This window comes from Pedobacter hiemivivus (assembly GCF_004331685.1).
GTDB lineage: Bacteria > Bacteroidota > Bacteroidia > Sphingobacteriales > Sphingobacteriaceae > Pedobacter > Pedobacter hiemivivus.
In genome coordinates, this window is the sequence record NZ_SJSM01000033.1 from 1 (window position 1) to 11990 (window position 11990).

Genomic DNA, 11990 nt, shown 5'->3' on the forward strand with positions numbered 1-11990 from the left:
ACCGGGTTGGACTAGCCTCTAGTGAATCTGTTGTTCCGCCAGGGGCATTGCAGAGTAGCTACGCTGGGAATAGATAAGCGCTGAAAGCATCTAAGTGCGAAACTAGCCACGAGATGAGAATTCCATATAGGACCGTAGCAGACTACTACGTTGATAGGTTACAGATGTAAAGGTTGTGAGATCAAAGTCGAGTAATACTAATCATCCGAAGCTTTCAAGAGCAATAAACTGTTGTTTGTTCTTCATAATAACTTCTTTCAATAATATGTCATTTGTTTAGTAACAAATCGAGCAAGGCGCAAGCTGAGCACAAAAGCGAAACGATATATACTAAATACTTAAAAATATTTAGGTGCCTATATCGGTGGTGTCCACCTCTTCCCATTCCGAACAGAGAAGTTAAGCCCACCAGAGCCGATGGTACTGCGGTAACACGTGGGAGAGTAGGTCGGTGCCAAATCTTAAAAGAAAGCCGGTAGTCTTAATGACTATCGGCTTTTCTTGTTTATAACATTTTTTAAACTCCTTCCATAATGGGCTAACGGCCTTTTCTAATTGTGGTTTTGATTTGAGATCCTATGACTCATAAGTTGATGATTTAATAGGATTCCATTGGCTAAATACGCTCTGCGATTTGCTGAGGGAGATCTACTTTCTCTAAAAGGTTTTAATTACTATGTCATGGTTCCTCTTCCTTATAATTAGCCTAGTATCATAAGCTTTTTCCGTCAATAGCCTTTTCCTTTCTTTAAATCGATTAAATGCCTTGTCGATGACCAATTATATGAAGTGAAATACGAGGTTTAATGCACTCCGTTAGCTCTTGCTTCAGAAACAAGATGGATTATGTAGCAATAAAACAAATGGAAGAAAGTTTAAAGAGGGATTTTCAATGTAATTTGTTAACATTGTTTTTAAATTCAAAAGACTTTAGTACGAGAGATAAGTGATGACTGTTTATAGTAAGCTTCCGGATACCGAGTTGACCACTTTATTGAAAGATGGAGATCAACATGCGTTTACTGAGATCTACAATAGACACTGGAAGCTTATTTATGCACATGTGTATAAGATGCTAAGGGACGAGGACGATGCTAAGGATGTTGTTCAGGAAGTTTTTGGTAATTTATGGCTTAGGGCTGCATCAATAAAGAGTGCGACGAATGTTTCAGGCTTGTTGTATATCGCTGCGAGGAATAAAGTATTTGACCTTATTGGTAAGAATAAGGTGCGCGCAGACTATATTGGTGAGATAGCCAGCTTTATTTCCGATTCGAGCAATGCTCAGGTAGATACTATTGATGAAAAGAGGATTCTTGAAATTCTGGAAAGAGAGATTCAAAAGTTACCCCCAAAAATGCGGGAAATCTTTGAGTTGAGTAGAAAGGACGACCTTTCTCATAAAGAAATAGCCACCAAGTTGAATATCTCAGAACAAACAGTTAAAAAACAGGTTCAGAATGCCTTAAAAGTGATTAAGCCAAAGCTTAACGATATGGGTATTAGCATTGCATTTTTGTTGCTACTGCGTTAATGTCAAATTATTTTAAATTTCTTCTACCCCCAACTTTACTTTCGCCCGTTTACCTGTAAATGAATTCCAAATAAGATGGATAAGCAAAGGGCAAAAGAATTGGTTCAAAGGTATAATCAGGGATTAGCAACGGCTGAAGAAAAGGCCTTGCTTGAAAACTGGTATATGCAAAAATCCTATAACCTTCATCTTGAGGATAATGAGATTGATTTTGAACGGATAGAAGGTGAGATAAGAATAGGTACACTTGATCGTGCAGGTCTTAATCAGCATATCGTTAAAACCAAACGCTTTAAACTGTGGCCTCGTATTGCTATTGCAGCTTCGTTAATTTTAACTGTTGGTGTTGGATTGCTGTACTTTGTAACCGAATCTGATAGCTTCAATTCGGCAGGAATTCTGGCAAATCGTAACGATATAGCCCGAGGCTCCAACAAAGCAATTTTAACACTCGCAAATGGTCAAAAAATAGTATTGACAGATGCTAAAAATGGGGAGTTGGCCAATGAAGATGATGCTATTATTAGAAAAACTGGGGAAGGACAGCTGGTATATGATGGTAAAACTGCGAATGCGACTGAATCAGTATTTAATACGATAGCAACGCCTAGAGGCGGTCAATACTCATTGATCTTATCGGATGGAACAAAAGTAATTTTGAATGCGGCTTCTTCCTTGAAATACCCAACGGGATTTAAAGGGAAGGATAGAATAGTAGAGCTTGAGGGCGAAGGTTATTTTGAAGTAGCGCATAACAAAGCAAAGCCGTTTAAAGTAATTAGCAAGGGGCAGACTGTAGAGGTGCTGGGAACACACTTTAACATCAATTCTTATTCGGATGAACCAAGCGTAAAGACTACGCTTCTGGAGGGCAGCGTGAATGTCAATGGCAGCCTACTTAAACCTAATCAACAGGCGATTTTAACAACTGATAGCAAGATTAATGTGACGAATGTGGACGGCGAAGATGCTGTAGCATGGAAGGATGGGCTGTTTAAGTTTGACCATACTGATATGAGAACTTCAATGCGTCAAATAGCCCGTTGGTACGATGTAGAAGTTGTATATGAAGGCAACGTTAAGGATGAACAGTTTTATGGAAAAATTGACAGAAGTTATACCCTTTCTGAGGTGCTTAAGGTGCTAAAAATCAGTAAGGTCAATTTTAGAATAGAAGGAAGGAAAATTATTGTGATGCCGCAGGGAGACTAATGCCGGGCATTAAATACTAAAATGGAATCAACTAAATAATAAATAACCTAAAAACCAACCAAAATGATGAAACCTCTACAAAAAAGCGGCTAGGCTTACTATGGGGTACCTACGCATAAAAAGCCCGGAGAAGGCTTCGACACTTTTCTCCGGACTGTTGCCTGGGTTACCCTTTCCGATAAAATCGGAATGATGAATAATTCTTGAAAACTAATCCAAACCCAAGCAATACAAACGTATGAATTTATACTCATATGCAAAAGCTCCCATGAAATCAGGGCGGCGAATGCGTAAAATCACTATGGTAATGAAACTAATTTTTTTCATAATCACCATCGCTTGTGTGCAGGTATCGGCTATTGGGTACTCGCAAAACATAAATATTCAACAAAAAGATGCGACCCTGACCACTGTTTTTTCTACCATAGAAAAGCAAACAGGTTATAGCTTCTTCTGGAAAAATGAAGACCTGACCAAAATTAAAGTCGATGTAAAATTACAGAACGCTTCTTTGGAAGTTGCGCTTAAAGAAGTTTTTAAAGGACTCCCTTTAACGTATTCCATCGTAAAAAAATCAATTGTAGTACAGGCCAAAACACCAAGCCTGATAGATCAGGTAGTGGCTGTTTTTGCTGGGATTGATATATTTGGAGTTGTTGTTGATGCTCAAAACAATCCATTGGCAGGTGCAACTGTAACCGTTAAAGACGGAAAGCGTAGTACGACAACCGGTGCTGGCGGACAATTCACCTTAAAAAATATTCCTGAGGATGCCATTTTACAAATTTCCTTTATGGGTTATATCACCAAGGAGGTGAAGGCAAATTCCAACCTATTGGGTGTAAAGCTGGAACTGAGTACTTCTAAACTGGATGAAGTGCAGGTAATGGCTTACGGAAAAACCAACAAACGCTTGTCGACCGGGAATATTGTAACCGTTTCTGCTGCTGACATCGAGAAGCAACCCGTACAAAACCCTTTAATGGCCTTGCAGGGCAGAGTGCCGGGATTGATCGTTTCACAGGTTAGCGGATATGCAGGCAGCCCTGTAAAGATCGAAATCAGGGGGCGTCAGTCCATCAGCCCTGATTTTGTTTCAGATCCTCTGTATATTATTGATGGTGTTCCAATGAACAATCTGGAATTAACTAACCTATCTAATTATGATCGGGGATCTTCAGGCGTAATTCAAAATGGATATTCTCCAAGTGGAGGCCAAAGTCCTTTTTATAACATCAATCCGAAGGATATAGAAAGCATAGAAGTATTAAAGGACGCAGACGCTACGGCAATTTATGGTTCAAGAGGTGCAAGAGGGGTGATCCTGATCACTACCAAGAAAGGAAAGCCAGGAGCTACTAAATTTTCGGTGAATGTGGAACAGGGCTTTAGTACCGTGACTCAACGCTGGAATATGCTCAATACGCAGCAATACCTGGAGGTGAGAAGAGCGGCTTTAAAAAACGACAACATCACACCTACAATATTTAATGCACCAGATTTGATGTTGTGGGATACTACTAAGTATACCGATTGGCAAAAAAAGCTTTGGGGCAAAGTAGGTAAACAGACCAATGCATCTGTAAACCTATCTGGTGGAGATACGCAAACCCAGTTCACACTGAGCGGAAATTACGGAAAACAGACAGAGATACTGAACAGTACGGGTGGTAACCAGCGAGGAGGTCTTTCATTCAATATAGGACATAGCAATTTAAGCAGGAAGCTTAAAGTTGGCTTGAGTGCGATGTATACCTATACATCCGTTCACAATACGATGACACCAAGTGTGGTTACCCTGGCGCCTAATGCGCCCGATATTTATAATGAAAATGGCTTGCTCAATTATGAGCCCTGGAGTAAGGCCGATATGAGCATTAATTTCCCTTTTTCTGCACTAGAAATGCCATCTTCTTCAGATACACACTTCCTGACCAGCAGCCTGGACATCAGCTATGCCATACTTAATAACTTGTCATTTTCAACCAAATTTGGTTACCAGAAAACGAGCAATGCCAATAAGGCCACTACGGCAATAACTGCCCAAGACCCTTCATTAAACCCGAAAGGAGGATTATTTACAGGGACAAATAACAATTACAACCTGATTGTTGAGCCGCAGATCAATTATAATACAAAGCTGGGGCCAGGTCAACTGAGTGTTTTAGCAGGAGGAAGTTTTCAGAAAACAGCAACCAGCGGCTTCAGAACATTTGGATTTGGCTATGAAAGCGATGATCTTCTTGGCTCCATTTCGCTCGCTCCATTTACCGATACCAAGGAAGACCAGGGCTTTTACAAATACGCAGCTGTATTTGGCAGGATCAATTACAACATAGCAAACGGAAAATATATTTTTAGCCTGAACGGCCGGAGAGATGGATCATCTCGCTTTGCGCCAGGAACGCAGTTTGGTAATTTCGGTTCTGCTGCTGTCGCATGGACCCTCTCTAGTGAAGAATGGTATAAAAGTATAGTTCCATCTTTTGTTAGTTTTATGAAGCTAAGGGGAAGTTATGGATTGACCGGTAGTGATGGTATAGGGGATTATCAATATTTAACCAGGTGGACGAAAGGTGAGACAGGTTATCAACTCTTACCTGACTATGATGGCGGTACACCTTTAGTGAGCACCCAAGCTGTAAATCAGAAGTACAGATGGCAGGTGAATAAAAAGCTGGAAGGAGGCTTAGAAATGGCCTTTTTGGAAGATAAAATCACCCTCGAAGCGGCACTTTATCGTGATCGATGCGGTAACCAGTTAACAAAATATCCTACACCGATATATACTGGATTTGACTTCGTATCTGCCAATTGGCCTGCATTGATTGAGAACAGTGGTTGGGAGATTACGATCAATGCAAAAGTCATCCGTACCGATAAGATCTCTTGGAACCTAAGGTTCAATGGCTCCCGTAACTTTAATACATTGCTGGCTTATCCCGATATTGAACATTCTCCTTATGCCGATAAGTATAAAATAGGAGAAAGTGTGAACGACCTCTATCTTTTTCATTATACCGGTGTAAATCCGCTTACGGGTCAATATACTTTTGAAGATTATAATCGTAATGGTCGATTGGATGACCGCGTTATTAGTGCACCTGGGACAGGTTTAGACGACCGTTATGTGCGATTAAACCTTACGCCTAGATTTAACGGGGGACTAGGCACTGATTTTAGTTATAATAATTTAAGTATCAGCTGTTTTTTTGATTTCAGGAACCAAATGGGAATGAAACCAGGTCTTAGCCCTGGTACGGGGATAGGCGGGATGCTGAATTTACCGAATGATGTGATTGGTAATTACTGGAAACAACCAGGTGACCTGGCAAAGTATCCAAAACCGACTACTTTACAAGATATTAATTTTGCTAATTATACCAATTCTGATGCGACATATGAAAACTGTTCTTATGTTCGCTTATCTAATGTGGCTATTTCTTATGCCTTTGATGAGAAATTTGTTAAAAAGCTTGGGGCCGAATCTTTAAGCTTGAAGATGAATGCTCAGAATATCTTTTTAATCAGTAGCTCTAAAGGGATGGATCCTGATATACAATTTGGAGCACTTCCACCGGCCAGAACCATTTTGTTTGGTCTATCGTTAAATTTTTAATTGCTAAAGAGATGATAATTAAAAGAAATATAAATACCTATGGCTGTCTGATTGCTTTAATGGTATTGTTTTGTTTTTCCTGCAAAAAGATGATTACTGTTCCTGATCCGGTTAATACCATAACGACGAGTAAAGTATTTGCAACCGATGACCAGGCAAATTCGGCCATGGTCGGAGTGTATTCTCAGATGATTAATTTGGGACTTGGAGGTGGAAATCTTTATAGCGGTTTTGCCTGTGGTAGTAGTACTATGTACGGAGGTTCCTCTTCTGATGAATTTGTTTCGTATTCTCCTGGTCCTAACCCAACCAGTTTGGTTAAGGTAGAGAGTCATCCATTATGGACTACGACATATAAAGCAATCTATGGTGCAAATGATGTCATTGAAGGTATTGCAGCTTCAACAGCAGCCACACTTAAAGGTCCGACACGGATCAGACTGACTGCTGAAGCTAAGTTTATACGGGCTTTCTCTTACTTCTATTTGGTCAATTTTTTTGGAGATGTACCGCTGGTACTTACTGTAGATTTTAACCAGACTGCCCGGATGAAACGTACGCCTAAAGCTGAAGTTTATGCACAAATGGTCAAAGACCTTGAGGATGCAAGGTCAGGTCTAGGTCTGGATTTTTCCAGTTCAAAAACTAGTGACCGGATTCGCCCAAATAAATGGGCAGCCACAGCTTTGCTGGCCAGGGTTTATTTGTTTATAGGTGATTATCAAAATGCAGCAGCAATGGCTAGCGAAGTCATCGGCCAATCCAACTTGTTCCAGTTAAAAGAGGACTTGAATGAGGTGTTTTTGAAGAATAGTACAGAAGCCATCTGGCAATTACAGCAAAGTGACCCAACAGGTACCGGAACGGGGACTACCACACCGGAGGGCTATGGTTTTCTTCCGAATTTTTCAATCATAGGCATAGGAAGTTTTCTATTTTCTGACGAATTGATACAGGATTTTGAAAACAACGACAAACGAAAAATAGACTGGACCCTTCGTCTCATTAAGGATGGAAAGATGCTTTATTCACCTTATAAATATAAAAAAGGGGTTAATAATATTTATGATCCACTAACCGAATATTACATGGTATTGAGACTGGCTGAACAATACCTGATTAGGGCCGAAGCCCGTGCTTTAGGTGCCGCTGGGCTGGGGCTTGCCATTGATGATCTCAATGTGATTCGTCACCGGGCTGGTTTGGATGACCTGCCAGCAACACTTTCCAAAGCTGAAGTGATTGCTGCGATTGAAAAGGAACGTAGAACAGAACTTTTTGCAGAATGGGGACATCGCTGGTTCGATCTGAAAAGAACAGGGCGGGCACATGATGTGCTTTCGGTTCTCCAAAGGAAACAACCCTGGTTAGGGGATGAACAATTCCTGTATCCAATTCCAGATGCAGAGATCAGGGCAAACAATAACCTGAGCCAGAATCCAGGCTATTAACATTTAAATGAAAAGAACATGAGGAACTTTAAAATAAATACCCTGCTATTGAGTATGCTGCTTTCCATAGCATTTTTATCCTGTAAAAAAGAAGAGCCATTACCGGTTACCTCTTCATTAATAGTGGCTAATGCTGTTGCGGGTAGCAAGCCACTTATCATCAATTTAAATGAGGGCGCAAATCCAAGCTATTACTTATATGACAGAGCTAGCGCCTTGAAGTATGGGATTCTTGAAAGTAATGATGGTAAACTCAATGTAGAAAACCCCACACAAAGAATTCGTTTGTTTCAATTTCCGGATACTACCGTTACAAGTCTGCCTTTGTTTGATTTAAAACTTCAGATCGCCAAGGGAAGTATAAATTCCTTATTGCTCACAGGTACGGTTAGTCACCCAGATTATTTACTGGATACCACATTGCCTCCATTTCACAATCAGCCAGATAGTACATTTGGAGTTAGATTTACTAATCTTTCTTACCAAAGCAAAGCGGTTAATGTGTACCTGATCAGCAATGGTGAGCGAAAAGAGGTCGAAGGATTGATTTATAAAGGGATAAGCGGATATAAAAAATATGCTGCACTGGCTAAAACAGGTACCTATACTTTTGAATTCCGGGATCAGGAAACCCAACAGGTACTTGCTGTTTATACACTGGAAGGTGCCGCTAAGGCAACTGAGAATTTATGGCGCTACAGGAATTTTACCCTGGCCCTGATTGGTATTCCAGGTACTGCTGATCCGGCACAGCAACAAAAAACATTCATGATCAACAACTATTAACATAGCAATAGAAAGCGCGTAAAATCATCAGGTTAGCGCATCAATTCAATTACCCATAAACAGGTGATCAGGGATGTTTTTGTCTAAAAAGTCAAAAAAACACCCGGTCACCTGTACATCAAAAACACATCTAAATCAAAAAATATGGAACCAATTGTTCGTATCAGCGGACTGTCGCACCGTTACAGTACCAGCTGGGCTATCAGAGACATTAACATCGAAATTCCACGCAGCGGAATTGTAGGCCTGCTAGGTTCTAATGGCGCTGGTAAATCTACCACCATGAATATTCTATGCGGAGTATTGACACCAACAACCGGATCTGTGATCATCAACGGTATCGACCTCAGTAAAGAACCGGAACGCGCTAAGCAGGAAATTGGTTTTTTACCACAAACCCCGCCCTTGTACATGGATTTGACTGTGGATGAATATCTGGTGCATACCGCAATCTTGCGCTCGGTGGAAAAAAGTCAGCTGAAAAAAGCATTGGAAGAGGTAAAAGAACGCTGCGGATTAACTCATATCAATAAAAGATTGATCAAAAACTTATCCGGTGGCTATAAACAAAGGGTAGGCATCGCTCAGGCCATTATTCATCACCCTAAGCTTGTGGTATTTGATGAGCCAACCAATGGCCTTGATCCAAACCAGATTCTTGAAGTGCGTGCACTGATCAAGGACATTGCTGCAGAGCGTGCGGTAATCCTTTCTACCCATATCCTAACCGAAGTACAGTACCTCTGCAAGGATATCGTGATGATTGAAAGTGGCAGGATCGTTTTTGCGGATACCATGGAGGCTTTCGACAACTATATCGCTCCGCACAGCATGTTGGTAGTGATGGAAAATGCACCTCCGGCAGAAGCTTTAATGGCTATTGAAGGTATTGTAAGAATAGAAATGCTGACTGAAAAGCAATTGCGCATCTATTTTAATGGTGATCGCAACATTTCTGAAACCATTGTCCTGGAAAGTGCAAAGCAAGGCTGGCGCTTGCGTGAGCTAAATATGGAAAAGAATTCCCTGGATGAAACCTTTGCCCAATTGTCCAGAATCTCTAATTAAGTATTATCACACACAATGAAAAAAATAATACAGATAGCCAGACTGGAACTCAGCCTGCTATTTTATTCCCCGATTGCCTGGTTACTCATCATGGTGCTCTTTGTGCAGATGGTGCTTACGTTTGGCGTAATGGTGGGTCAATTGCAGCACCTGCAACACTTCGGTTTAGAACTTGATTTTTTAACCAATCGGTTCTATACTGCTACAAATGTAGGAGCAGGAGGCATTTATGCTTTAATTCTCAAAAGTCTGTACCTGTATACACCCCTGATTACCATGGGTATCATCAGCAGGGAAACCAATAGTGGCAGCATTAAGTTATTGTATTCTTCACCGGTAAAGCTCAGTGAGATCATTTTTGGAAAGTTTGTTTCCATGCTGGCTTTTAACTTGGTTATTATAGGTGTAATGGGGCTATTTTTTATTTTTGGAGTCCTGTTTATTGAAAATTTTGACTATCCGCATCCCCTGGTTGCGATGTTTACCTGTTTCCTCTTGTTGAGCGCTTATGCTGCTATTGGGATTTTTATGTCCAGCTTGACTACCTACCAAGTGGTAGCAGCCATTAGTACTTTTATGATTCTGGGATCTTTAAACTATATCGGCAGTTTTGGACAGCGAATTGATTTTGTCCGTGACCTGACCCATAGTTTGGCCATTGGGAGTCGCACAAATTTGATGATCAATGGTTTGATGAATAGCCGAGATGTCATTTACTATCTGGTTATTTCCGGAATGTTCCTGGCTTTTACCATTACCAGACTCGACTTCGCGAGGCAAACAAGACCATTTTTGCGACAGCTAAGCCGCTACGGTTTGATTGTGATTGTGGGCCTCGCGGTAGCTTATCTCAGCTCTCGCCAACCCCTAATTGCTTATTATGATGCCACAGATACGAAAGTGAATACCATCGTTAAGGCTACCCAGAAAATACTGAAAGATATGGGGGATGAACCGGTGGAGGTGACCGAGTACATCAATGTCATGGATTATACTTACTCCAATGCTGACCCTGGTCTACGGATTCTTGATATTGCGCGTTGGGAGGCTTATTTACGTTTTAAATCGAATATTAAGCTCAAATGGGTTTATTATTATGACAGTATCCCTGCCCCACAATTTTATGCAGCCAATCCGGGAAAAAGTTTAAAAACCCTGTTTAAGGAAAGGGTAAAAGCTTTAGAATTGGATACGAACGATTTTCTAGAACCTGAGCTGATCCGCAAACAAGTAAACCTGAGTGGAGAAAATGGACGCTTGGTGATGCAGGTCAAATACAAGAATAAAACCACTTTTCTAAGAACTTTCGATGATAGTGACTTCTGGCCCGGAGAACCCGAAACGGCGGCGGCACTGAAACGTTTGATTGTTATACCGCCTAAGCTTGTTTTTGCTACAGATGGCTATCAGCGAAGTGTAGACAAAGTGGGCGATCGCGACTATAAAATGTTTTTTAATATCAAGACGGCACGGGCTTCATTGATCAACCAGGGATTTGATGTAGATAGTATTGCTATAGAAAACCATGAAATACCAAGTGGCATTGCTGCGCTCATTATTGGTGATCCAAAGGTAGCCTATAGTCCGGCTGCTTTGACTAAAATCAAGAAGTATGTTGCTGATGGCGGAAACCTGTTGATTGTAGGTGAACCGGGCAAACAATCAGTAGTTAACCCTTTACTGGATTCACTGGGTGTTAAAATGCTCGATGGAACCCTTGTACAGCGTAGCAGGGATTATTCCTATAACCTGGTTACGCCTAGGCTAACTAAAGAGGCTTTATCCATGTACTCCGGCTTAAATAATCCTTATCAAAAGAAAGAGATCATATCGATGCCGGGTGTAGCCGCATTAAGTTTTGACCCTCAATCGGCTTTTAAAACCCAAGCCATTCTAACCACAGATGCCAAATATAGCTGGATTAAAAAAGGATCTTTTGTACTGGATTCGGCTGCATTGGTTTTTGAAGCAAAAAACGGTGACCAACAAGGTGCCTTTCCTGGGGCATTGATGCTAACAAGGAAAATGACGCATAAAGAACAACGGATTGTGGTAGCGGGAGATGCAGATTTCTTCAGTAACAAAGAGCTGGGAAGATCAAACTTGCAAACAGCTAACGGAACTCTTGCTATAGCCATTTTTACCTGGTTCTCTAACAATGAGTTCCCGGTTGATATGTCGCGTCCGCCCTCGAAAGACAACAAACTGAAGCTGAATAAAGCAGGAGTGAAAACTGTAAAGATAGTGTATTATGGCCTGATCCCGGGTGCGATTGTCCTACTGGGCATGGTGCTTTTGATCCGCAGAAAACGTAAATAAT

General features: G+C 41.0%; 7 protein-coding genes and 2 rRNA genes. All 9 read left to right on the forward strand.

The annotated features are described in order from the left end of the window. Window positions 1-221 (forward strand): 23S ribosomal RNA (locus tag EZ444_RS25300); the annotation flags it as partial. Window positions 222-348: 127 nt separating this feature from the next. Then, window positions 349-460 (forward strand): 5S ribosomal RNA (gene rrf, locus EZ444_RS25305). 489 nt (window positions 461-949) lie between these two features. Continuing rightward, on the forward strand, window positions 950-1534 hold the full coding sequence (locus EZ444_RS25310) for an RNA polymerase sigma factor (RefSeq protein ID WP_090778135.1): 585 nt from the start codon (window positions 950-952) through the stop codon (window positions 1532-1534). A gap of 75 nt (window positions 1535-1609) precedes the next feature. Beyond that, window positions 1610-2746 (forward strand): FecR family protein, encoded by a 1137-nt coding sequence (locus tag EZ444_RS25315; protein WP_131612643.1) that lies wholly within the window; start codon window positions 1610-1612, stop codon window positions 2744-2746. Window positions 2747-3053: 307 nt separating this feature from the next. After that, on the forward strand, window positions 3054-6365 hold the full coding sequence (locus tag EZ444_RS25320; RefSeq protein WP_165503725.1) for a SusC/RagA family TonB-linked outer membrane protein: 3312 nt from the start codon (window positions 3054-3056) through the stop codon (window positions 6363-6365). 11 nt (window positions 6366-6376) lie between these two features. Next, window positions 6377-7816, forward strand: coding sequence for a RagB/SusD family nutrient uptake outer membrane protein (locus tag EZ444_RS25325; protein ID WP_131612647.1), 1440 nt, complete (start codon window positions 6377-6379; stop codon window positions 7814-7816). A gap of 18 nt (window positions 7817-7834) precedes the next feature. After that, window positions 7835-8602, forward strand: a complete 768-nt coding sequence (locus tag EZ444_RS25330; RefSeq protein ID WP_131612649.1) for a DUF4397 domain-containing protein — start codon at window positions 7835-7837, stop codon at window positions 8600-8602. A 144-nt stretch (window positions 8603-8746) separates the two neighbouring features. Further along, complete coding sequence (locus EZ444_RS25335; RefSeq protein ID WP_131612651.1) at window positions 8747-9670, forward strand: ABC transporter ATP-binding protein; 924 nt, start codon at window positions 8747-8749, stop codon at window positions 9668-9670. 15 nt (window positions 9671-9685) lie between these two features. Further along, window positions 9686-11989 (forward strand): Gldg family protein, encoded by a 2304-nt coding sequence (locus EZ444_RS25340; protein ID WP_131612653.1) that lies wholly within the window; start codon window positions 9686-9688, stop codon window positions 11987-11989. Window position 11990 lies beyond the last annotated feature (1 nt).

Bases quoted from the DNA above. Each gene is read 5' to 3' on its own strand.
- EZ444_RS25330 (WP_131612649.1), top strand. From the start codon at position 7,835: ATGAGGAACTTTAAAATAAATACCCTGCTATTGAGTATGCTGCTTTCC.
- EZ444_RS25315 (WP_131612643.1), top strand. From the start codon at position 1,610: ATGGATAAGCAAAGGGCAAAAGAATTGGTTCAAAGGTATAATCAGGGA.
- EZ444_RS25340 (WP_131612653.1), top strand. From the start codon at position 9,686: ATGAAAAAAATAATACAGATAGCCAGACTGGAACTCAGCCTGCTATTT.
- EZ444_RS25325 (WP_131612647.1), top strand. From the start codon at position 6,377: ATGATAATTAAAAGAAATATAAATACCTATGGCTGTCTGATTGCTTTA.
- EZ444_RS25335 (WP_131612651.1), top strand. From the start codon at position 8,747: ATGGAACCAATTGTTCGTATCAGCGGACTGTCGCACCGTTACAGTACC.
- EZ444_RS25320 (WP_165503725.1), top strand. From the start codon at position 3,054: ATGAAACTAATTTTTTTCATAATCACCATCGCTTGTGTGCAGGTATCG.
- EZ444_RS25310 (WP_090778135.1), top strand. From the start codon at position 950: ATGACTGTTTATAGTAAGCTTCCGGATACCGAGTTGACCACTTTATTG.